The following is a 22,357-nucleotide window of genomic DNA, read 5'->3' as shown; positions in this document are numbered from 1 at the left end:
CGAGCTTTAATACGCGCCTGACCGACTTGCCTTACACTGCGCGCCTATGACCAACATCCCCCATATTCAAATCACCGAACCTGCCGTCACCTGCTCGACGTGTGCGGCCTGCTGCTGCCAGTTGGAGGTCATGCTGATCACCGACACCGGCGTGCCGCAGCGCTTTATCGATACCGACGATTGGGGCGGTGAAGTGATGCTGCGCCTGGACGACGGCTGGTGCGCCGCGCTGGACCGGGACACGATGATGTGCACGATTTACGCGCTTCGGCCATTGATCTGCCGGGAGTTTGAGATGGGTGCGCCGGAATGCCTGGAAGAGCGCGAAGGCATCGCCACGGTCTATCGCTGACCTGTAGGAGCGAGCTTGCTCGCGAAAAATCTGAACGCACCACGTCAACCCAGATTCACTGCGTTATCGTTGACGTTCTTCGCGAGCAAGCTCGTTCCTACATTGCTTACAGCGGCATGGTGTAGTGCAACGAGTAGCTCTCTACCCCATCGTTATTGCTGCTGATACCGGCGTTGGAATAGTGCGTGGCGCGAATGCCCACTTCATGCCCGCCGTTGAAGCGCAGGCCGAAACCCAGGCGGTCTTCGAACTGAAAAGATTGGCCGATGTTGTTGTCTTCCAGACGGGTGCGGGAGAACAGTGCCACCCCGATACCGGCTTCGATATAAGGTTTGACCGACTCGCCGGCAAATTCATACACAAACACCGGCGAGAACGACAGGCTGCTTGCCCCTGCACGGTCATCACCTTCCCAATAGGTATAAGCGCCGCTCCAGTAGCCGGTCAGACGGCCAACGTTGCTTTGCATCCAGCTCTTATCCCAATCCGAGGTCAGGCCCAGTCGATAGGTCAACGTCGAATCACTGGTGCTCCCCAACCCGAACTCCAGGCCAGCGGCCTGGGCTGAAACAGAGTGTCCCAACACAGCGGCCGCAATCGCAGCCAAACAGAACAAGCGCTTCATAAGAAACATCCTTTCCGAACGAAGTTATATGGTTTTAAACAGGCTAACTGGCTATAGAAGCTGAGGCATAGACGGAAGTTCAGCTTTTTTCAGCGCATTTCACGAAATTTTCACGAAGCAAAGCTTCGCACAATTCCGGGCTGTTTCCATAGTGTCGGTAGGATATTTCTTAAGTGAAACAGATCACCGCTGGTCCAGAACTGTGCAGGTTCAGGATCGCCAGCGGCCAGCAGGTCGCGCTCACCTAATAAGCGCTTGAGCTGGCGCGCCACGGCGGCGCCGGTATCAATGAGGATAATGTTGGGGGGCAGCATCTGCGCCAGCAGTGGCTTGAGAAAGGGATAGTGGGTGCAACCTAGGATGATGGTGTCGCAACCGGCGCCGACCAGTGGTTCGACATAGCCCTGCAACAACCTGTGCAGGACAGGGCTGTCCAGGTCGCCGGTTTCGATCAACTCCACCAGGCCCGGGCACGGCTGGGTAACCACTCGCACATCGGTGGCGAAGCGGTCGAGCAAGGCGGCAAACTTGGCGCTTTGCAGGGTGCCGGTGGTAGCGAGCACACCGACGACGCCACTGCGCGTGGCGGCAGCGGCGGGCTTGACCGCAGGCTCCATGCCGACCAACGGCCAATCGGGGTAGTCCCGGCGCAAATCGGCAACGGCGGCGACGGTGGCCGTGTTACAGGCAATCACAAACGCCTTCGCGCCGCGCTCGCGGAAAAACTCAGCGACGGAACGGGAACGCTCGAGAATGAATGCCGGGGTTTTCTCGCCATAAGGTATATGCCCACAGTCGGCCACGTACAACAGTGACTCATGGGGCAATAATTGCTGGATTTCCTCCAGCACCGTCAGGCCACCAATGCCGGAGTCGAACACACCGATGGGCGCACCCTTAACCATGCTGGGGCCCGCAGACGCTGCAACCAGGGTCACGCTTGACGCGCAGCTCGCGAAAGCGCGTGGTCAGGGCATCGATCAGCAACAACCGGCCCACCAGTGGCTCGCCAAAACCCGCCAGCAGTTTCAAGGCTTCCAGCGCTTGCAAGCTGCCGACCAGGCCCACTAACGGCCCGACTACCCCGGCTTCGCTGCAGGTCAGTTCGGTGTCGCTGCCATGCCCATATAAACAGTGGTAGCACGGGCTGTCGGCGCGCCGTGGATCGAACACCGACAATTGCCCCTCCAGGCGAATCGCCGCGCCACTGATCAACGGCTTGCCGGCGGCGATACAGGCAGCGTTGACCGCCTCGCGGGTAGAGAAGTTGTCGCTGCAATCAAGCACCACGTCCACTGCGGCGACGGCGGCGGCCAGCGAGTCGGCATCCAGCGCGGAGCGATGGGCGACCAAGGTGATTTCCGGGTTGATCGCGCTCAGGCGACGCAGGGCCGAATCGACTTTGGTCTGCCCCACGCTGTCGGTGTCGTGGATGATCTGGCGTTGCAGGTTGGTCAGGTCGACGGTATCAAAGTCGGCCAGGTGCAATTCGCCCACGCCGGCGGCGGCGAGATACAGCGCAACCGGTGCGCCCAGGCCACCCAGGCCGACGATCAGCGCGCGACTCTGTTTCAGGCGCAATTGGCCGTCGACGTCGACATGCTGCAACAGAATCTGCCGGCTATAACGCAGCAGCTCCTGGTCGGTCAGCATGGGCGATGCCCCAGGGTGATACGTTCATGACCACCGAGGTCGATACGGCTATGTACGCTTTCAAAACCCTGGTTCAGCAGCAGGTCGCGCACCGCCGGGGCCTGGTCGTAGCCGTGTTCGAGCAACAACCAGCCACCGGCACGCAAGTGAGCTGGGGACTGCTGGATGATCAGGCGCAAATCGTCCAGCCCATCAGGGCCCGCCACCAGGGCGGTGGCGGGTTCGAAACGCACATCGCCGGCCACCAGGTGCGGATCATTGTCAGCAATGTACGGCGGGTTGCTGATGATCAGGTCAAAGCTGTGGCCTTGCAGGGCGCTGAACCAATGGCTGTTCAGCACCGTGGCGTTATTGAGGTGCAGGCGCTGGCGGTTGCGCTCGGCCAGGGCCACTGCTTCCAGCACGCGGTCGACGGCCGTGACCTGCCAGGCCGGGCGTTCGCTGGCCAACGCTAAGGCGATGGCGCCACTGCCGGTGCCCAGGTCGAGGACGTTGGCGGGCGTGGCGGGCAGCAACTCCAGGGCGGCCTCCACCAGCAGTTCTGTTTCCGGACGCGGGATCAACGTGTGCGGCGCGACCTCCAGGTCGAGCTTCCAGAAGCCCTGCTGGCCGAGGATATACGCCACCGGCTCACCGCTGCGGCGGCGCTGCAGGTAGCCGGCAAAGGTCAGCGCATCTTCGCTGCTGACGATCTTTTCCGGCCAGGTGTGCAGGTAGCTGTGCGACTTGCCCAAGGCAGCGGCCAGCAGCAACTCCACGTCGAGGCGCGCAGTCGGCGAATCGGGCAGGTCGGCGGCACGCAGCAGGCTGGCAATGATGGTCATTTATTCACCTATCGCCGCCAGTTGATCGGCCTGGTATTCGGCGAGCAACGGCTCGATCACCGCATCCACGCCACCGGCGAGAATCTCGTCCAGGGAGTATAGGGTCAGGTTGACCCGATGGTCGGTGACCCGGCCCTGGGCAAAGTTGTAGGTACGGATACGCTCGGAACGGTCGCCCGAGCCCACCAGCAGCTTGCGCTCGCTGGCAATCGCGTTGGCGGCGGCGCTGGTCTGCTGGTCGTTCAGCTTGGCCGACAGCCAGGACATGGCCCGCGCACGGTTCTTGTGCTGGGAGCGTTCTTCCTGGCACTCCACCACGATGCCCGACGGCAAGTGAGTGATACGGATTGCCGAATCGGTTTTGTTGACGTGCTGGCCACCCGCACCGGATGAGCGGTAGGTATCCACGCGCAAGTCCGCCGGGTTGATCTCGATGGCCTCCTGCTCGTCCGGCTCGGGCAGCACCGCCACGGTGCACGCCGAGGTGTGGATACGGCCCTGGGACTCTGTCGCCGGTACACGTTGTACGCGGTGGGCGCCGGATTCGAATTTCAGCTTGCCATAGACGTTGTCACCTTCGACCCGTGCAATGACTTCTTTATAGCCGCCGTGTTCACCTTCGTTCTCGGACAGGATCTCGACCCGCCAGCCGCGTCGTTCGGCATAGCGCGAGTACATGCGAAACAGATCGCCGGAGAAAATCGCGGCCTCGTCGCCACCGGTGCCGGCACGGATTTCGAGGTACACGTTGCGCCCGTCGTTCGGGTCCTTGGGCAACAGCATGCGTTGCAGGTCGCCTTCCAGCTCGGCGAGCTTTTCCTTGGCTTCGCGGACTTCTTCCACGGCCATTTCACGCATGTCAGGGTCGCTGTCCTTGAGCAGCGCCTGGGCGCCTTCAAGGTCGGCCTGCACTTTGGTGAGGCTTTTGTAGGTAGCTACAATGGGTTCAACTTCTGCGTATTCCTTGGAATAAGCACGGAACTTGGCCTGATCAGAAATGACCTCGCCATCGCCGAGCAAGGCGGTCAGTTCTTCGAAACGGTCCTGGAGCACGTCCAGTTTATTGAGCAGTGACGCTTTCATTGCGGTTTTTTATCCGAAGAGCTGTCTGACGCGCCCTCACCGAGGGCAAAGAGTTCCTGGGCCATGGCCAGCGCATCGAGGCGGCCTTCGGCAGTAAGCTTTTTCAACTGGACGCTGGGAGCGTGGAGCAGCTTGTTGGTCAGGCCACGGGCCAATTGCATCAGCACCTCTTCGGCGCCGCTGCCGTTGGCCAGCATCCGCTGGGCCTTGAGCAACTCTTCATCACGCAGGCGTTCGCCCTGCTGACGATACGCCTTGAGCACATCCACCGCCGCCAATTCACGCAGGCGCACCATGAAATCTTCGGCGCCGACGCTGACCATTTCCTCGGCGGCCTGGGCGGCGCCCTGGCGGCTCTTGAGGTTCTCGGCAACCACCTCATGCAGATCGTCGACGCTATAGAGGTAAACGTCGTCCAACTCGCCGACTTCGGGTTCGATATCCCGGGGAACGGCGATGTCCACCATGAAGATCGGCTTGTGCTTGCGCAGCTTCAACGCGCTTTCGACCGCGCCCTTGCCAAGGATCGGCAACTGGCTGGCGGTGGAGCTGATGACGATATCACTGCGTACCAATTCAGCCGGGATATCCGACAGCAGCACGGCGTGGGCACCGAACTGCTCGGCAAGGATACTCGCTCGTTCAAGGGTACGGTTGGCGACCACAATACGCTTCACGCCCAGGTCATGCAGGTGACGGGCCACCAGGGTGATGGTTTCCCCGGCGCCAATCAGCAAGGCCTGGCTACGCTGCAAATCGCTGAAAATCTGCTTGGCCAGGCTCACGGCGGCAAAGGCCACGGAAACCGGGTTTTCGCCGATAGCCGTGTCGGTGCGCACCTGCTTGGCGGAATTGAACGTAGCCTGGAACAGCCGGCCCAGCAACGGGCCGACAGTGCCGGCCTCACGCGCCACGGCATAGGCGGATTTCATCTGGCCAAGAATCTGCGGCTCGCCCAGCACCAGCGAATCGAGGCCGGCCGCCACGCGCATCATGTGACGAACTGCCGCATCCTCTTCATGCACATAGGCACTGGCGCGCAGGTCATCGAGGCTCAAATGGTGATAATCGGCCAGCCAGCGCAGTACGACATCCGCGCAAAGATGTTCCTGCTCTATATAGAGCTCGCTGCGATTGCAGGTCGAAAGGATCGCAGCTTCGCGGCTGTCGGTGAGCCGGCAGAGCTGCTGCAGGGCCTCAACCAACTGCTCTGGCGTAAACGCCACGCGCTCGCGCACGTCTACGGAGGCAGTCTTGTGGTTAATACCGAGTGCGAGGAAGGCCATTCAATATCGCTGATGATGTCGGGAAGCCGACAATTGTCCTACTTCGAAAGATCCAGAACAACCACCGTCGTCTATTGTCCCTATACCTTATGCCTATAAATGCACCCTGCAGGAGCGAGCTTGCTCGCGAAAAACGTAGCAATACAGCTGAGTGCCAGGCTTGCCGCGCTATCGTTGACGATCTTCGCGAGCGAGCTCGCTCCTACAAAGGCAGCAATAGTCGTATTCCGAGTGCCCCGGTTATGTTTGGCCGAAGGCTTGTGTCATGATGATCCGACCGCAGGTTAGTCGTCCTCTTCCTATATGAATAGATCTTCCGCGTTGCTCCTTGCTTTTGTCTTCCTCAGCGGCTGCCAGGCCATGGCACCCGTTTCGCCGGACGCTGCGCCGCCGGCGGAAGACAGCACCCCCGCCCCTGAAAAGGCCAAGGTTTATTCCTCGTTCAGTGAAGAAACGATCTACAGCCTGCTGACCGCTGAATTGGCCGGCCAGCGCAATCGTTTTGATATTGCGCTGGATAATTATGTAACCCAGGCCATCAACACCCAGGACCCGGGCATCTCCGAACGAGCCTTTCGCATCGCCGAATACCTGGGCGCCGACCAGGCTGCGCTGGACACTTCGCTGATCTGGGCAAAAAACGCCCCGGACGACCTGGAAGCCCAACGTGCAGCTGCGGTGCAATTGGCACGTGCGGGCCGTTATGACGACTCTATGGTCTATATGGAGAAAGTCCTGCAGGGCAAGGGCGACACACATTTCGACTTCCTTGCGCTGTCGGCCGCCGACACCGACCAGGACACGCGCAATGGCCTGATGAAAAGTTTCGACCGCCTGCTGCAAAAACACCCGAAGAACAGCCAACTGGTGTTCGGCAAGGCCCTGTTGTTGCAACAGGATGACGAAGCCGACGCCGCACTCAAGTTGCTGGAACAAAACCCACCGGAAGACGGCGAGATCGCGCCGATCCTGCTGCGCGCACGCCTGCTGCAAAACCTCAACCGCGGCAAGGAAGCGATTCCGCTGCTGGAAAAAAGCATCAAGAAATACCCGGACGATAAGCGCCTGCGCCTGACTTACGCACGCATGCTGGTGGAGCAGGACCGCATGGAGGACGCCAAAGTGCAGTTCGCCAATCTGGTCCAGCAATACCCGGACGACGACGAACTGCGTTATTCCCTGGCACTGGTCTGCCTGGAAGCCAAGGCCTGGGATGAGGCCAAGGGCTACCTGGAAGAGCTGATCGAGCGTGACAGCCACGTGGACTCGGCGCACCTGAACCTTGGCCGCATCGCCGAAGAGCGCAACGACCCGCAGGCAGCTCTGCTGGAATACGCCCAGGTCGGCCCCGGCAACGACTACCTGCCGGCCCAACTGCGCCAGGCCGACATCCTGATGAGCAACGGCCGTACCGACGAGGCGGAAAAACGCCTGGCCGCGGCCCGCGATGCTGAGCCGGACTACGCTATCCAGCTGTACCTGATCCAGGCCGAGACTTTGTCGGCCAACAAGCAGGGCGAACGCGCCTGGAAGCTGCTGCAACAAGCATTGCTGCAATACCCTGACGATTTGAACCTGCTGTATACCCGCGCCATGCAGGCGGAAAAACGCAATGACCTGGCCCAGCTGGAAAAAGACCTGCGGCTGATCATCAAGCGCGACCCGGACAACGCCATGGCCCTCAATGCCCTGGGTTACACCTTGTCCGACCGCACCACGCGCTATGCCGAAGCCAAAGTGTTGATCGAACAAGCCCACCAGCTCAACCCGGAAGACCCGGCCGTGCTCGATAGCCTGGGCTGGGTGAACTATCGCCTGGGCAACCTCGACGAAGCCGAGCGTTTGCTGCGCCAGGCACTGGAGCGTTTTCCCGATCAAGAAGTTGCCGCACACCTGGGCGAAGTGCTCTGGGCTAAAGGCAAGCAGCGCGAAGCGCGACAAATCTGGGAAAAATTCCTCAAGGAACAACCCGAAAGCCCCATCCTGCGCGGCACCATCAAGCGCCTGACCGGATCCGAGACCCTTTAAGCTTATGTTCTTGCGCCACATTATTGTTTTCAGCTTCATCGCCTTGCTCGCCGGTTGCGCGGGCATAGGCAGCCGCGAATCCGTTGAAGGCCAGGGCAGCCCGGCGCAATGGAAACAACACAAGGACCAACTGAGCAGTATCGATGGCTGGCAGATCGAGGGCAAAGTCGGCGTTCGTGCGCCGAAAGACTCTGGCAGCGGTACCCTGTTCTGGCTGCAACGCCAGGACTACTACGATATTCGTCTCTCGGGCCCGCTGGGCCGGGGCGCGGCGCGCCTGACCGGCCGACCGGGGCAAGTGAGCCTGGAAGTGGCCAACCAGGGCCGCTACGAAGCAAGCTCTCCGGAAGAACTGCTGGAGCAGCAGATCGGCTGGAAGCTGCCTGTCTCGCATCTGGTCTGGTGGGTACGCGGCTTGCCGGCGCCCGATAGCAAGAGTCGCCTGAGCCTCAACGGCGATAGCCGCCTGGCCACGCTGGAGCAGGATGGTTGGCAGGTGGAGTACTTGAGCTACGTTGAACAAGGCGGTTATTGGCTGCCCGAACGCATCAAGCTGCACGGCACCGACCTTGACGTCACGCTGGTGATCAAGGACTGGCAACCGCGCAAGCTGGGGCAATAACGTGACTGAACGCCTGACCCTGCCCTCGCCAGCCAAACTCAATCTGATGCTGCACATCCTCGGGCGCCGTGAAGACGGTTACCACGAATTGCAGACGCTGTTTCAATTCCTCGACTACGGCGATGAGCTGACCTTCGCCGTACGCGACGATGGCGTGATCCATCTGCATACCGAATTCGAAGGTGTGCCCCACGATAGCAATCTGATTGTGAAGGCTGCGAAAAAACTTCAGCAACAATCTGGCACCTCGCTCGGCATCGATATCTGGATCGACAAGATCCTGCCTATGGGCGGAGGTATCGGTGGCGGCAGCTCAAATGCCGCAACCACATTGCTGGGCCTCAATCACCTGTGGCAACTGGGCTGGGACCACGACCGCCTGGCTGCACTGGGCCTCACACTCGGCGCCGACGTCCCGGTTTTCGTGCGTGGGCACGCCGCGTTTGCCGAAGGCGTGGGGGAGAAACTCACCCCTGTAGAGCCCGAAGAACCTTGGTATGTCGTGCTTGTGCCGCAAGTATCTGTAAGTACAGCAGAAATTTTTTCAGATCCGTTGTTGACACGTAACTCTTCTCCCATTAAAGTGCGCCCCGTTCCCAAGGGAAACAGTCGAAATGACTGCTTACCGGTTGTAGCAAGGCGTTATCCAGAAGTACGTAACGCTTTGAATTTGTTAGGTAAATTTACCGAAGCAAAATTAACCGGAACTGGAAGTTGTGTGTTTGGGGGCTTCCCAAGCAAAGCTGAAGCTGATAAAGTCTCGGCCCTTCTTACAGAGACCCTTACAGGGTTTGTAGCAAAGGGAAGCAACGTTTCGATGTTGCATCGCAAGCTGCAAAGTCTGCTCTAAAAGGAATCGAGTGCTGGGCACTCGTTGCAACAGATACAGGGGCGTCGCCAAGCGGTAAGGCAGCAGGTTTTGATCCTGCCATGCGTTGGTTCGAATCCAGCCGCCCCTGCCATTTTCTAATACTCATCCAGGTTACCCTCAGCCTCTAGGTACTGCGCGTGTCCAAGATGATGGTCTTTACGGGGAATGCCAACCCCGATCTGGCTCGGCGTGTCGTACGTCAGCTGCATATCCCTCTCGGTGACATCTCTGTCGGTAAATTCTCCGACGGCGAAATTACAGCCGAGATCAATGAAAATGTCCGCGGTAAAGACGTCTTCATTATTCAGCCGACCTGCGCTCCGACCAACGATAACCTGATGGAACTCGTCGTGATGGCTGATGCCTTCCGCCGCTCCTCAGCGACTCGAATCACAGCTGTAATCCCTTACTTTGGTTATGCCCGTCAGGATCGCCGTCCGCGTTCCGCACGTGTGGCTATCAGCGCGAAAGTCGTTGCTGACATGCTGACCGTGGTGGGTATCGACCGTGTTCTCACGGTTGACCTGCACGCTGACCAAATCCAGGGGTTCTTCGATATTCCGGTAGATAACATCTACGGCTCCCCCGTCCTGGTGGATGACATCGAAGACCAGCGCTTTGAAAACCTGATGATCGTGTCCCCGGACATTGGCGGCGTCGTGCGTGCACGGGCTGTCGCCAAATCCCTGGGCGTGGATCTCGGGATCATCGACAAACGCCGTGAAAAAGCCAATCACTCTGAAGTGATGCATATCATCGGTGATGTCGAAGGGCGTACCTGTATTCTGGTTGATGACATGGTCGACACCGCCGGCACCCTGTGCCACGCGGCCAAAGCCTTGAAAGAGCACGGTGCGGCAAAAGTCTTCGCCTACTGCACACACCCTGTGCTGTCGGGCCGAGCGATCGAGAACATCGAGAACTCTATGCTGGACGAACTGGTGGTGACTAACACCATCCCGTTGTCCGCTGCTGCTCAAGCCTGTTCGCGTATCCGTCAACTGGATATTGCGCCGGTAGTTGCCGAGGCGGTTCGCCGCATCAGCAACGAAGAATCGATCAGCGCGATGTTCCGTTAAGGGTCAAACCTTCGGAGCACCTCACTGACGAAAAGCGCCCCGCCCCAGCATTCTGTTGGGGCGGGGCTTTTTTGCCCATATCGCCTTTAGCGCTGGTCGCAAACGCTGGGGCGAATGTGGTTATTTTGGAGATACAACATGAACGATTTTACCCTGAATGCTGAAGTGCGTTCCGACCTGGGGAAAGGTGCGAGCCGCCGCCTGCGTCGTCTCGCAAGCCTGGTTCCAGCTGTAGTCTACGGTGGCGAAAAAGCCCCTGAGTCCATCAGCATGCTGGCTAAAGAAGTAGCCAAGCTGCTCGAAAACGATGCTGCCTACAGCCACGTTATCGAACTGAACGTTGGCGGCAAGAAGCAGAACGTTATCATCAAGGCCCTGCAGCGCCACCCTTCCAAGGGCCACGTACTGCACGCTGACTTCGTACGCGTTGTAGCCGGCCAGAAACTGACCGCTATCGTGCCTGTGCACTTTGTTGGTGAAGAAGCTCCGGTCAAGAAAGGTGGCGTTGTTTCCCACACCACTACCGAGCTGGAAGTAAGCTGCCTGCCGAAAGACCTGCCTGAGTTCATCGAAGTCGACCTGTCGGCTGCTGAAATCGGCACCATCATCCACCTGTCCGACCTCAAGGCCCCTAAAGGCGTTGAGTTCGTTGCACTGGCTCACAACGACGACAAGGCTGTTGCCAACGTCCACGCGCCACGTGTTGTAGCAGAAGATGAAGCCGGCGAAACCGCTGCCGAGTAATACACTCTGCAACGAAGGAGCTTGAGGGAACATCGCGGACCGAACGTAGCGAGAAAGCGGGCAACAACGCGAAGTTTATCTCTGGATAAGTGAGCTCCTGTCGTCTACTTTCGCCGCACGCCGGTGTAGCGATGTTATCCACAACTCCAAAGGAAGGGCCCCTGTCGTGACTGCCATTAAACTGATCGTTGGCCTGGGAAATCCAGGCGCCGAATACGAACAGACCCGGCATAACGCAGGGGCCCTTTTTGTTGAGCGCATCGCCCACGCCCAAGGCGTCAATCTTGTGGCCGATCGCAAATATTTCGGCCTGACCGGGCGCTTTTCGCACCAGGGTCAGGATGTTCGTCTGCTGATTCCCACCACCTACATGAACCGCAGCGGCCAGGCTGTCGCGGCGCTTGCGGGCTTCTTCCGGATCAAACCCGAAGAAATCCTGGTGGCCCATGACGAACTGGACCTGCCACCCGGGGTTGCCAAGCTCAAGCAAGGCGGCGGGCATGGCGGGCACAATGGCCTGCGTGACATCATCGCGCAGTTGGGCAATCAGAATACCTTTTACCGTCTGCGGCTCGGCATTGGCCACCCAGGCGTTGCCAGTATGGTTTCAAATTTCGTCCTGGGTCGTGCGCCACGCGCCGAACAGGAAAAACTCGATGCCAGCATCGATTTTGCCCTCGGCGTGCTGCCGGATATCTTCGCCGGTGAATGGAACCGCGCGATGAAAAACCTGCACAGCCAGAAGGCCTGACTCTTACCCGAGGGGAAACACCATGGGATTCAATTGCGGCATCGTCGGCCTGCCCAACGTCGGCAAATCCACCCTGTTCAACGCCCTGACCAAGTCCGGTATTGCGGCAGAGAACTTCCCCTTCTGCACCATCGAGCCCAACAGCGGTATCGTGCCGATGCCGGACCCACGCCTGGAAGCTTTGGCGGCAATCGTCAACCCCAAGCGCATCCTGCCGACCACCATGGAATTCGTCGACATCGCTGGCCTGGTCGCCGGTGCCTCGAAAGGCGAAGGTCTGGGCAACAAGTTCCTGGCCAACATCCGTGAAACCGACGCCATCGCCCACGTGGTCCGCTGCTTTGAAGACGAGAACGTGATCCACGTCTCGAACAGCGTCGACCCGAAACGCGACATCGAGATCATCGATCTGGAACTGATCTTCGCCGACCTCGACAGCTGCGAAAAGCAACTGCAGAAAGTCGCACGCAACGCCAAGGGTGGTGACAAGGATGCCGTGGTCCAGAAGGGCCTGCTGGAGCAGTTGATCGCTCACTTCACCGAAGGCAAGCCGGCACGCAGCCTGATGAAGACCATGGGCACTGACGAGAAGGCTGTGATCAAGGGCTTCCACCTGCTGACCACCAAGCCGGTGATGTACATCGCCAACGTTGCCGAAGACGGCTTCGAGAACAACCCGCTCCTCGACGTGGTCAAGGCCATCGCCGAGGAAGAAGGTGCCATCGTCGTTCCGGTATGCAACAAGATCGAAGCGGAAATCGCCGAGCTCGATGACGGCGAAGAAAAAGACATGTTCCTCGAGGCCCTGGGCCTGGAAGAGCCTGGCCTGAACCGTGTGATCCGTGCCGGCTACGAGATGCTCAACCTGCAGACCTACTTCACCGCCGGTGTCGAAGAAGTCCGCGCCTGGACCGTCAAGGTCGGTGCGACTGCGCCACAGGCTGCCGGCGTGATCCACACCGACTTCGAAAAAGGCTTCATCCGCGCCGAAGTCATCGCCTATAACGACTTCATCCAGTACAAGGGTGAGGCTGGGACCAAGGAAGCCGGTAAATGGCGCCTTGAAGGCAAGGACTATATTGTCAAGGATGGGGATGTCATGCACTTCCGCTTCAACGTATAAGTAAACCTGTAACCCCTGTACCGAACAAAAAAGCCGATGCATTGCATCGGCTTTTTTGTGGCTGTTTGTTTCAACATTTGAAACAAGTGCAAATTCAACGTATGAAAAAACTACTTAACCAGGGCTCTAAAAAAACTTATCCACGCAATCCTCCCGCCTTTAAGTTTTCTCCTACGCTAAACACGCTATAACCACCGAAAAACCACTTGAACAAAACAGCGCACTGAAATAGTTAATATTTCTCACGTTATTTTTCAGCCTTTTCACGTTAACAGACACGATGACTTTTTTGATTATTTAGGCTCTACTGGCTGCACGCCAACAGCGTTCTATCAACAGTGAAGTGATAGCGATAGTGGAGCACCTGGACTATGTCAGCTTCTTACACAATAACAAATGAGACATACCTCCCCTCCGTTGAAGCCTTGGAAATCGAGCGCACGCTTAAGAGTACTGCAGCGCTCGATATCGATATTTTGTTACTGGGAGAAACCGGCACTGGCAAGGATACCCTCGCCCAACGGGTCCATCGTTTGTCGGGTCGACGCGGTCATTTTGTCGCAGTCAACTGCGCCGCCATCCCGGAAAGCCTTGCAGAGAGCCAACTATTCGGCGTCAACAGCGGCGCCTACACCGGAGCAGTGCAGTCACGCGCGGGGTTTATCGAAACCGCACATTTGGGCACCTTGTATCTGGATGAAATCGACAGCATGCCACTTTCCATGCAAGCCAAGCTGCTACGTGTGCTGGAGTCGCGGGGCGTCGAACGCCTGGGCTCCACCCGGTTCATCCCGGTAGACATGCGAGTCATCGCCTCTGCACAGCAATCGCTGCATGAGATGGTCGAGCAAGGGAAATTCAGGCGCGACTTGTATTTCCGCCTGAGCGTGGTGAACATCAATCTTCCTCCGCTGCGTAACCGCCGTGACCGAATCGTCCCGTTGTTCCTGAATATGATTCAAGAGGAAGCCGAGCACTATAAGTGCCTGGCCCCAGCCCCTTGCAGCGAGCTGGTCCAACAGTTGCTGTGCCATCCTTGGCTGGGGAATGTGCGTGAACTGCGCTCCACTGCCAAGCGATTCGTGCTGGGACTGGCGCCGCTTTCAGACTCCCCCTCGAACGCTACAAACGCGCCAACGAACCTGAAAGAACGCCTGCAACAAATCGAGAAAGCCCTGATTGAAGAGGCTTTGAGACGCCATTCCTACTGCGTGGACGAGGTGGCGGCAGAGTTGGGCATGGCGAAGCGAACGCTCTACTATCGGATGAAACAGTTAGAAATACAGTAGCCCACTGCCCAGCCGATATGCACCCAAGAAAACTCCAGACACATCCTTCAAGTAAAAATTGGAACCATAGTCAAGCCTGAGCCACATAAGTACGAGCCTGATATATTTAGTACCTATTGGAAGCATCAATACTGAAACTAGAAAATCGGGCTCAAATATCGTTTCTTAAATAGCGGAGTTTAACTATGGGCAATGTTACTGGCGCCAGCGCAAACACCTACCAACCCCCTCTCCAAAGCCCCGGCGGCGGAGAAAACGAAGACCTCAAGCAGGAAAGGAAAGCAGCAGCTCGTGAATCTTTGAAGGAAAGTATTGAGTCCTTCAAGATCACTGAGAAGAAAAAGAACATCGACGCAATACGTTAAATCGCTTGACCGCCCTTTTCATTAAAAGGGCGGTTTTCCCAAGGAGGTCTATATGAAAATAGAAGTCGACGTATTACGCGAATATCAAAGCGGCCTGACACCCCGTAGGTCCCCTACCCAGCCTACGCCCCAAGGCGAAGATGTGAGCTTTTTCAGCTCGCAATTGGAACCCTCGATGCAACGGGTTAGCGCCGCGCCGACATCGAATGCCCTGACCGACGCTTTGCAGCATCTGGACAAGGCGAAAAGTGGCATGAGCAAAGGCCTCAAGGACTTCAACAATGAGTTCAAGGAAAAAAATCGACTCAACTATGCCTCCCATCTTTCAGACTCCGTCCTGCTGACCCAAACTCTGGTGAAGTGCGTCGGCAAGGGCGCGCAATGCCTCGAAAAAGTCAGCAACCTGCAGTAGGAAAAAATGATTCGTTTTCTTTCGATCGGACTCGTTCTCTCGCTGTCGCTGATACTGGGCGGCTGCAGTGAAAGTGTCGAACTGCATCGCCAACTGTCCGAACAAGACGCCAATGAAGTCATCGCGGAACTGGCTGACAAACACATACGCGCACAAAAAGTGCCTGCCAAGGACGGTGTGGTGATCCGGGTCAATGTAGCCGATATCAGCCGCGCCGTTCGCACGCTTGAAGCCGTAGGGCTGCCCAAGGTCGCCCGCGCCACAATGGGGGATACTTTCCGCAAGGAAGGCGTCATCTCCACGCCGCTGGAAGAACGTGCCAGGTACATCTACGCCCTGTCCCAGGAGCTGGAGGCGACCCTGTCAAACATCGATGGCGTCATCGTCGCTCGTGTGCACGTCGTGCTGCCCGAACGCGTGGCTCCCGGTGAGCCCGTCCAACCTGCTTCCGCCTCGGTGTTCATCAAGCATGACCCGCGATTGGAGCCCGACAGTATCAGGGCCCGTGTACGCAGGATGGTAGCCAGCAGCATTCCCGGCATGAGCACTGCATTGGATAACGCGCAAAAGCTTACGGTCGTTTTCGTGCCGGCTTCGGTCTATCAGGAACAACAACGATTGATCTATTTCGGCCCTTTCCTGATCCCTGAGGAGGACGTCGGTTTTTGGCGCACCAGTGTCGGCCTATTGATTGCCGGCGCGATACTGACGCTGGTCGCTGTGCTGTTTTGGCGCATCAGAGTCCAACGGTCAACGCCAGCTGTAGCCCCGGCTCAACCGTCGAATGAGTGATCACCTGGCTTGGGCACAATGGTGGGCCAATCCCTGGCAGTCTTCGCACCCGGACGCAACCAGCGCCCACACCTATGACGCAGTGCTGCCCTTGTGTCGCAGCCGGCCCGGGCTGGCATGTGCCGCCTTGGGCATAGAGCCGTGTCTGCCTCCTGCCCCGTGTGCAACGGTGCTTGGCTTGGCACTGGCATCACCGGAGCAGATTGATCTGGCAATAGCGCTACTGGACCTCACGTGCCATCCCAACCTCGACAGCCCCTTGTGCGACGAACACCGCAAGTGGTGCGAACGCCTTGCCAAGGCTCTGCATCCCGGGGCCTTGCTGCAACCGGACGACGATCCACTGCAATTGCTGCGGGCCTGGGTCGAACCTGCTGTCTGGCAGCGTCTGCGGTTGCGCCTGGCCCCCCATCGGGTGCAGGCAATTGAAAGGACATACCTGTCACTTGACGACGCCCATGGCCGGCTCAATACGCTTTGGCAAGCGATTGTCTGGCGTATCGCCGCAACGCATAGCGAACTCACCCATCGTTAACTGCAAAAAATCGGAGCCTTGTCGATGCTGACCCTACGCAGAATTGAGTTGCACAACGGTGTCCCCGGCCAGCCAAAGGTTTTGATTACCCGGGAAATGCTTGCCGACTGCTCGCGGGCCGGGCAGCTACTGGGTAGCGCCCAGGCCCAAGCCGACGAACTCTTGCACCAGGCGGCTGAACATCGCGAAGAACTGCTTGAACAGGCCAGTCTCGACTTCTGGTCACGGGCCAACGCGCAGCTCAGCGCCTGGGAGCGCCAACGCCAGGCGATGTGCGACAACCTCGAGCACTACGCCACCTCCATCGCCAACCAAGCCTTCCACTGCCTGTTGGAGGAAGTGCCTCAGCCCCAACGCCTTTCGGCATTGATTAAACAGCTGGTAGCGACGCAAATCCCCCCGATCAAGGCAACGCTGGTTTGCCACCCCCTTGAGCACGATCACATCGCCCAAGCCCTGGCCAAACTGGACTCTACGCTTTGGAGGCTTCGTCCTGATGACCAGGTCAAACCTCAAACGTTGCTGTTGGAAACAGAGGAAGGCGACTTCCGCATCGACTGGGCATCAATGCGCGAAATTTTGTTTGCGAGCGCGTAGGAAACATCAACGAAAAAGCGATGAAGGCAGCGATATTTTTAAAAAACATGTCCGCCGATGGAACTGGTTACAAACAACCCGCCACACAGTTCAGACACATCTGGAGTAAAACTCATGGACTTCTACGGAAACCTGAACACTCACCTGTTGAAGCAGGTTCAATCTGACACCAAGCGTGTGAATACCGCCTATAAAGACACTGAAGCATTCGATGGCGACATCGAGTATTTCAGCGATCTAGTGAAACAACAGAAACTCTCCATCATCGCTTTCAACGAACAAGTCCGCTCCAGGCATACGCTGCTTAAGACAGCCCTGGATGGTGTGCAGTAAGTTGCACACACTCATTGGCGGCTGGTTGAACGGCCAAGAAGAGCAGCTCACATTGTTCGAGAATGACGACGAAATCAACTTTCGGCGTGTCTCGAACAAACTGCTGATAGAGGTCCAGTTGACAAAGGCGGGCGCGGACAACGCCTCGCTACGAACTTGGATGCGCCTGGGGGGCCCCAGCCTGAGCTATTTTCACGGTGCTCTGGCGCAGTCACCCCTCACCGGTGCGCTTTGGCTTGTTCAATGTGTGGAGATGGGCCACGGCGAACAGCCCGTGAAGTGCCTCGAATCCCTTCTTAACCAACGCGACACTTGGCGCGCCATCGTTGCGCGCCAGGCCCGGCCTGCACGCGCATTCGTTCCCACGTCACTGCGCTCGATACCGCACTAACAAGAGACCTTCCCATGCCTGATAAAATCGACAAGCACAAATGCTTGCGCCCTCACCTATCTACTACCACACGTCGCGCCGCCTGGGGCTGGCTCATCATGCTACCCGGATGGCTGCTGCCGCTGGACAACACGTTGGCCGCCATTCCGCCCGAATGGAAAAACACTGCCTACGCTTATGAAGCACAGCATAAGCCCGTACGCGAAGTGCTGGAGGATTTTGCCCAGACGTTTGGTACGCAACTTCAAGTCGAGGGTCTGCTCGAAGGTAACGTCAACGGCAAGATACGCGCCAATACGCCGCAGTCATTGCTCGACCGGCTTGGGGTCGAGCACCGTTTCCAATGGTACATGTACAACAACACACTCTATGTCAGCACCCTCGACCAGCAAGAGTCCGCGCGCCTGGAGGTCTCGTCCGAGACCATTTCCGATCTCAAGCAGGCGCTCACCGACATAGGCCTGCTCGACAGTCGGTTCGGCTGGGGCGAGTTGCCGGAGGACGGTGTCGTGCTGGTCTCCGGCCCCAAAGTTTATATCGAACAGATCAAGCGATTCAGCAGCCAGCGCCGTTCCGCGGATGAAAAACAGAGCGTGTTGAGCTATCCGCTGAAATTCGCCAGCGCGGCGGATCGCCAGATGGAATACCGCAACGAAAAAATCATCATCCCCGGTGTGGCGACCATGCTTCGTGGGCTGCTGGAGCCGCGCTCAACCTCGATGCCTTCAGCGCAGACTCAGCGTTCCAGCACGCAGCCCCCATTCGTCACCTCCATGACCCCACGCCTGAGCAATCCGCTGTTGGGGCAAATGCTCGGTTCGTCCGCGGCAAACGCGGTGAACGGCTCGCCCGATGCAGGCATGTCAATCACCCCGCGAGCCCCAGTGAGCCTAGCCCGTATCCGCGTCGAAGCCGACTTGCGCAATAACGCCATCCTGATTTATGACGTGCCGGAACGGCAGGCGATGTACCGAGAGCTGATTACCCAACTCGATGTGGCGCGTAAACTGGTGGAAATCGATGCGATCATCCTCGATATCGAGCGCACGCAACTACGCGAATTCGGTGTGAAGTGGGGCTTTCAGAACAGTCGCTTCAGTGGTGGAGCGGATGTGGCTCCCGGCAACACTCAGTTGACCATTAGAAACCGTGACCGCTTCGAGGCTGACATACGCGCGCTGGAGGCCAAGGGCCTGGCAACCATGGTGTCCAATCCGTCAGTGCTGACGCTGGAAAACCAGCCAGCAGTGATCGATTTCAACCGAACCCAATACCTGTCTCGCGGTAGGGAAAACGCAACGATTCTACCGATTACCGTAGGAACCAGCTTCCAGGTAGTGCCACGCGTGATTACTAGCCGTGGAGGCCACCAAATCCAGCTGCTGGTAGATATCGAGGACGGTAACTTCGAAGAAGCCAACCCCACCCCCGACAGCTTCGATGTGCGCCGAGGCAAGGTCAGCACCCAGGCCATCATGGCGGAAAAACGCTCACTGGTAGTCGGCGGTTTCCATGTCACCGAAAGCACGGACAGACTCAGCAAGGTACCGCTGCTGGGTGATATCCCGCTATTAGGCAAGGCACTGTTTTCCTCGACTGAACGACAGAACAATCGGCGTGAACGCTTGTTCATCCTCACGCCCCGCGTCATTGGCGACCAGGCCGACCCGTCACGCTACTTGCCGCAGGCCGACCAGGTCGAATTGCAGGCCGCTCTCGCGCCACTGGTCAGGCGCTATGACCCTCACCAGCCGGTGATCAAGCGCAGTGACATTATCAGCACCCTGGCGCACCTGGTCAGCGGTGAAGTGCCCAAGGCCTTCAAGGCAGCGCCGATGCCCCTGGGGCTGAACACCCTGTGCAGCACTCGCAACCTGCTGGCGCTGAACACCGAACGCAGCCAGTGGTATGCGGGCTCGCAGTACAACGTGGCAGTGGTCGTGCTGCGCAACCAGTTCAATCGCAATGTGCGTATCGACGAAAAGGAATGCAGTAATGCACAAACCCTGGCCGTCAGTGTCTGGCCACGGGCCTGGCTCAAGCCAGGCGAAGAAGCAGAAGTGTTCATCGCCATGCGCCCGGTGGTGAAGGATGAACACCTCAGCGTGCCGCGCCCCTCTCTGATCACTCCAACCCAGAAGGCCAAGCCATGAAACACCGCTTGCTATACGCCTCACTGATCGGCGCGGCACTGCTCGTCGTCGGCTGTACGCCCACCTGCAAGGGCGACTCCTGCTCACGCCCCCAATCGACCATGGATAAGCTGGTGATCTGGTGGCCGCCGCAAATGCGCGTCGAACCCGGCCCCGCGGGGGAACGGGCGGACTATCAGACAGTGTCACTGGAACGATGAGCGCTCAAGGAATGCCGGACGATCAGCGTCAGGTCTTCCTCGACAGCCTGGTGGGCGGCTCTGCCGCTCACCTGACACTCGCTCCGGGCGTGACAGTCAGTGGCATGCAGGCCGGAGCCTGCCAAGGACTGGCCCTGCACGTGACACGCGAAACATTGCGACCGTTACAATTACAGCAGGTGCTGGAGCGCCGTTTCGAGCAAACCGTGGCATTCGATGGTTGCTTCATCTACATCGACGCGCAGGACGCCCTGGTGATCTGGCATGCGCTGCCCCCGCAGCGCACCCTGTTCGACAGGACCCTCAGCCGAATGTTGTCGCTGGCCAGCCTTGCAACCCTGGATGCACGCACCCCGCGCTAGTCAACGTAGATCAAGCTCTGGCAACTCCAGGGTCTCACGCTTGGCTTCATCATCAAGCTCGCGCAAGGTACGGTAGATCAACGCCACGGCTTGCAAGGTTTCGCGAGGAATATTCGCCCCCAGCTTCTTCGTATACAGCGTACGCGCCAGCCAGACGCACTGGATCACCGGCACATCCGCCCTCTTGGCCCGGGCGATCAACGCACGGGCGTCATCATCGGTACCTTTCTCCACCAATAGAGGCAACGGCGTTTCGCCGGCACGGTAATACAAAGCCACGGCAAAGTGCGTCGGGTTGACCACCAGCATGTCGGACTCCTCCAGCTTGGGCAGCTTGACCTTCGGCTCCTCCTGGGCCAATTGCTGTGCCAAGGCGCGGCGTTGTCCCTTCACATGCGGGTCGCCTTCCATATCCTTGTACTCTTTGACGACTTCCACTTGAGTCATGCGCATTCGCTTGGCAAAGAAGTGCTTCTGCATGGTCAGGTCAATAAGTGCCAACACCAGCAATAACCCCAGGCAGGCATGCAGCAAATGGCGGAATAAAGCGATCAACGCCAGGATATAGCTTTGCAGGTCGCTGGTGGCCAGGTTGATCAATACTCCCAGTGAAGGCCAGATCACCACGTACAGGATCAGGCCCAGGAGCGTCGCCTTGATCACACTCATCAACAGGTTCATCAGTGACTGTACAGAGAACATTTGCTTGAGTTGACTGAGCGGATTGAGACGGTTGAAATCGAGTTTCAGGGTGTCCGGGGCGAACAGGATCCCAAACTGCATCCAACTGCTGACCAGCTTCGTAATAATCGCCACCCCGGCCATCAGCAGCGCGAATGAAAAAAACATCATCACGCCTTCAACCATCACTTCTTCCAGCGCCTGCGGGAAAGGCAGGGTCGAGCGTGAAATCGGCAACAACATCAACTGCTGGAAACGTTGCAGGCTGGTCTCGGCGGTGAACAAGGCGATCTCAGTGATGGCCGTCAGCACCAGCAGCTTACCCACATCCTGACTTTGGGCGACCTGCCCTTTCTTACGCTGATCACGCAGTTTCTTGGCTGACGCGGGGTGCTTTTTTTCCCCTGAATCACTCATGGTACCGAGACCTTGAACATTACTCCCAGGGAGTGCTTGAGGTCGGTGAGCGAGCCCATGCGCCCGACGATCAGGTCCTGTAACAACGCAAAATACAGCAACAGGATACCAATACCCGCCAGGCACTTGAGGGGCGGCGCCAAAGTACTCACCTGTAATTGCTGACTGTAGACCCCAAGCAGCGCAATGCCGAATTCCAACAACAGCAGTACCGCAACGAAGGGGGCGGCATAGAGCACCATATGCGTAAAGGTGTCCCCGAGCAGGTCGACAAATGTACTGAACCCATCGGCAGCGGGCAGCGGAAACCACACCGTCGGTGGCCACACCAGGTAGCTGTCCCAGATCACTTGGGTCAACGCTCCCAGCCCCAGGCTGGCCATCAACAGAAAAATCGCCAGTTGCTTGAACAAGTGCCCGACCGGCGTTGCGTCCGGCCCCAACGAGGGGTTGAGCTGGCCGCCGGCCAAGGCGCCACGCTGGTTATCCAACAGCGCACCAACCGACTCGAACATCCAAAACGGCATCGACAGCAATACGCCGAGCAAAATCCCCAGGGCCAGCTCTTTCAGAACCAGCCCACCAAGCAGCAGCGCAGAGAGTTCCTGGCCCTCCAGCATCGCATGAACAGCCGGCGCCGGCAGCAGTGCCATGACCATCACGATGGTGTGCCGGGGCATGCCTCGTATATGTTGGAAACAGAATGCCGCCACGAGAAAGGCACAGGGGTAGATACGCGCCATGGCGACCAGCAAGCTGGGCAAATACTCAAGATAAAGCAGCACAGGC

The 22,357-nt window shown here is 58.2% G+C and carries 27 protein-coding genes and 1 tRNA gene; 20 read left to right on the top strand and 8 right to left on the bottom strand.

Annotated features, from left to right (window positions below; genetic code table 11):
• Nucleotides 1-46: 46 nt before the first annotated feature.
• Entirely contained in the window at nucleotides 47-352 is a 306-nt protein-coding gene (locus QZR30_RS23325; protein ID WP_046070825.1) for a YkgJ family cysteine cluster protein, read from the top strand.
• A gap of 106 nt (nucleotides 353-458) precedes the next feature.
• Here the strand turns inward: QZR30_RS23325 and QZR30_RS23320 are convergent, their stop codons facing one another.
• The 6 genes from QZR30_RS23320 to hemA all read right to left on the bottom strand — a co-directional run bounded on the left by QZR30_RS23320 (nucleotide 459) and on the right by hemA (nucleotide 5,823).
• Entirely contained in the window at nucleotides 459-977 is a 519-nt protein-coding gene (locus tag QZR30_RS23320; protein WP_043049248.1) for an acyloxyacyl hydrolase, read from the bottom strand.
• Between the two features lie 110 nt (nucleotides 978-1,087).
• Nucleotides 1,088-1,882, bottom strand: a complete 795-nt coding sequence (gene murI / locus QZR30_RS23315) for a glutamate racemase (protein ID WP_046070824.1) — start codon at nucleotides 1,880-1,882, stop codon at nucleotides 1,088-1,090.
• Nucleotides 1,875-2,630, bottom strand: coding sequence for a molybdopterin-synthase adenylyltransferase MoeB (locus QZR30_RS23310; protein ID WP_046070823.1), 756 nt, complete (start codon nucleotides 2,628-2,630; stop codon nucleotides 1,875-1,877). The genes murI and QZR30_RS23310 overlap by 8 nt, the downstream gene beginning before the upstream one ends.
• A complete protein-coding gene (prmC, locus tag QZR30_RS23305) occupies nucleotides 2,624-3,454 on the bottom strand; it encodes a peptide chain release factor N(5)-glutamine methyltransferase (protein WP_311904327.1) in 831 nt (276 codons plus the stop codon). The genes QZR30_RS23310 and prmC overlap by 7 nt, the downstream gene beginning before the upstream one ends.
• Nucleotides 3,455-4,537, bottom strand: a complete 1,083-nt coding sequence (gene prfA / locus QZR30_RS23300) for a peptide chain release factor 1 (RefSeq protein ID WP_043049242.1) — start codon at nucleotides 4,535-4,537, stop codon at nucleotides 3,455-3,457.
• Nucleotides 4,534-5,823, bottom strand: coding sequence for a glutamyl-tRNA reductase (gene hemA, locus QZR30_RS23295; protein ID WP_046070821.1), 1,290 nt, complete (start codon nucleotides 5,821-5,823; stop codon nucleotides 4,534-4,536). The genes prfA and hemA overlap by 4 nt, the downstream gene beginning before the upstream one ends.
• Nucleotides 5,824-6,126: 303 nt before the next feature.
• Here hemA and QZR30_RS23290 point away from each other — a divergent pair, with 303 nt between their 5' ends.
• The 19 genes from QZR30_RS23290 (at nucleotide 6,127) to QZR30_RS23200 (ending at nucleotide 20,470) form a co-directional block, all read left to right on the top strand.
• A complete protein-coding gene (locus tag QZR30_RS23290) occupies nucleotides 6,127-7,851 on the top strand; it encodes a tetratricopeptide repeat protein (protein WP_046070820.1) in 1,725 nt (574 codons plus the stop codon).
• Nucleotides 7,852-7,855: 4 nt separating this feature from the next.
• Nucleotides 7,856-8,473: a lipoprotein insertase outer membrane protein LolB gene (gene lolB / locus QZR30_RS23285; protein WP_046070819.1), complete on the top strand. Its 618-nt coding sequence runs from the start codon at nucleotides 7,856-7,858 to the stop codon at nucleotides 8,471-8,473.
• Between the two features lies 1 nt (nucleotide 8,474).
• Nucleotides 8,475-9,323: a 4-(cytidine 5'-diphospho)-2-C-methyl-D-erythritol kinase gene (gene ispE, locus QZR30_RS23280; protein ID WP_081214399.1), complete on the top strand. Its 849-nt coding sequence runs from the start codon at nucleotides 8,475-8,477 to the stop codon at nucleotides 9,321-9,323.
• A gap of 37 nt (nucleotides 9,324-9,360) precedes the next feature.
• Nucleotides 9,361-9,435: transfer RNA gene (locus QZR30_RS23275), tRNA-Gln, on the top strand.
• Nucleotides 9,436-9,481: 46 nt separating this feature from the next.
• Complete coding sequence (locus QZR30_RS23270) at nucleotides 9,482-10,423, top strand: ribose-phosphate pyrophosphokinase (RefSeq protein WP_003208392.1); 942 nt, start codon at nucleotides 9,482-9,484, stop codon at nucleotides 10,421-10,423.
• Between the two features lie 138 nt (nucleotides 10,424-10,561).
• The gene (locus QZR30_RS23265) at nucleotides 10,562-11,167 is read left to right on the top strand and encodes a 50S ribosomal protein L25/general stress protein Ctc (RefSeq protein WP_032886113.1); all 606 of its coding nucleotides are present in this window, start codon (nucleotides 10,562-10,564) and stop codon (nucleotides 11,165-11,167) included.
• A 166-nt stretch (nucleotides 11,168-11,333) separates the two neighbouring features.
• On the top strand, nucleotides 11,334-11,918 hold the full coding sequence (gene pth, locus QZR30_RS23260) for an aminoacyl-tRNA hydrolase (protein WP_003208389.1): 585 nt from the start codon (nucleotides 11,334-11,336) through the stop codon (nucleotides 11,916-11,918).
• A gap of 22 nt (nucleotides 11,919-11,940) precedes the next feature.
• Nucleotides 11,941-13,041, top strand: a complete 1,101-nt coding sequence (ychF, locus tag QZR30_RS23255; protein WP_046070818.1) for a redox-regulated ATPase YchF — start codon at nucleotides 11,941-11,943, stop codon at nucleotides 13,039-13,041.
• Between the two features lie 371 nt (nucleotides 13,042-13,412).
• Nucleotides 13,413-14,330 (top strand): sigma-54-dependent Fis family transcriptional regulator, encoded by a 918-nt coding sequence (locus tag QZR30_RS23250; RefSeq protein WP_046070769.1) that lies wholly within the window; start codon nucleotides 13,413-13,415, stop codon nucleotides 14,328-14,330.
• Nucleotides 14,331-14,515: 185 nt separating this feature from the next.
• Nucleotides 14,516-14,695, top strand: coding sequence for a hypothetical protein (locus tag QZR30_RS23245; protein ID WP_046070770.1), 180 nt, complete (start codon nucleotides 14,516-14,518; stop codon nucleotides 14,693-14,695).
• A 52-nt stretch (nucleotides 14,696-14,747) separates the two neighbouring features.
• Complete coding sequence (locus tag QZR30_RS23240) at nucleotides 14,748-15,107, top strand: hypothetical protein (RefSeq protein WP_046070771.1); 360 nt, start codon at nucleotides 14,748-14,750, stop codon at nucleotides 15,105-15,107.
• Nucleotides 15,108-15,113: 6 nt separating this feature from the next.
• Entirely contained in the window at nucleotides 15,114-15,899 is a 786-nt protein-coding gene (sctJ, locus tag QZR30_RS23235; RefSeq protein WP_046070772.1) for a type III secretion system inner membrane ring lipoprotein SctJ, read from the top strand.
• A 169-nt stretch (nucleotides 15,900-16,068) separates the two neighbouring features.
• A complete protein-coding gene (locus QZR30_RS23230; RefSeq protein WP_233518743.1) occupies nucleotides 16,069-16,434 on the top strand; it encodes a type III secretion protein in 366 nt (121 codons plus the stop codon).
• A gap of 24 nt (nucleotides 16,435-16,458) precedes the next feature.
• Nucleotides 16,459-17,031, top strand: a complete 573-nt coding sequence (sctL, locus tag QZR30_RS23225; protein ID WP_046070774.1) for a type III secretion system stator protein SctL — start codon at nucleotides 16,459-16,461, stop codon at nucleotides 17,029-17,031.
• A gap of 114 nt (nucleotides 17,032-17,145) precedes the next feature.
• Entirely contained in the window at nucleotides 17,146-17,364 is a 219-nt protein-coding gene (locus QZR30_RS23220) for a hypothetical protein (RefSeq protein ID WP_046070775.1), read from the top strand.
• Nucleotide 17,365: 1 nt separating this feature from the next.
• On the top strand, nucleotides 17,366-17,755 hold the full coding sequence (locus tag QZR30_RS23215) for a type III secretion system chaperone (RefSeq protein ID WP_108240737.1): 390 nt from the start codon (nucleotides 17,366-17,368) through the stop codon (nucleotides 17,753-17,755).
• Between the two features lie 14 nt (nucleotides 17,756-17,769).
• Nucleotides 17,770-19,908: a type III secretion system outer membrane ring subunit SctC gene (gene sctC / locus QZR30_RS23210; RefSeq protein WP_046070777.1), complete on the top strand. Its 2,139-nt coding sequence runs from the start codon at nucleotides 17,770-17,772 to the stop codon at nucleotides 19,906-19,908.
• Nucleotides 19,905-20,108: an HrpT family type III secretion system protein gene (gene hrpT / locus QZR30_RS23205; protein WP_046070778.1), complete on the top strand. Its 204-nt coding sequence runs from the start codon at nucleotides 19,905-19,907 to the stop codon at nucleotides 20,106-20,108. The genes sctC and hrpT overlap by 4 nt, the downstream gene beginning before the upstream one ends.
• Nucleotides 20,105-20,470 (top strand): transcriptional regulator, encoded by a 366-nt coding sequence (locus tag QZR30_RS23200; protein ID WP_081214398.1) that lies wholly within the window; start codon nucleotides 20,105-20,107, stop codon nucleotides 20,468-20,470. Before hrpT ends, QZR30_RS23200 begins: the two co-directional genes overlap by 4 nt.
• On the opposite strand, the gene sctU is transcribed toward QZR30_RS23200, so the two are convergent.
• Together sctU and sctT are read right to left on the bottom strand one after the other, a co-directional pair.
• A complete protein-coding gene (gene sctU / locus QZR30_RS23195) occupies nucleotides 20,471-21,568 on the bottom strand; it encodes a type III secretion system export apparatus subunit SctU (protein ID WP_046070780.1) in 1,098 nt (365 codons plus the stop codon).
• Nucleotides 21,565-22,353, bottom strand: coding sequence for a type III secretion system export apparatus subunit SctT (sctT, locus tag QZR30_RS23190; protein WP_056845561.1), 789 nt, complete (start codon nucleotides 22,351-22,353; stop codon nucleotides 21,565-21,567). The genes sctU and sctT overlap by 4 nt, the downstream gene beginning before the upstream one ends.
• Nucleotides 22,354-22,357 lie beyond the last annotated feature (4 nt).

This window comes from Pseudomonas sp. rhizo25 (assembly GCF_031931935.1).
Lineage (GTDB): Bacteria > Pseudomonadota > Gammaproteobacteria > Pseudomonadales > Pseudomonadaceae > Aquipseudomonas > Aquipseudomonas synxantha.
The sequence above is the reverse complement of the archived record's forward strand: the minus strand, read 5'-3'. Positions and strand labels throughout refer to the sequence as shown.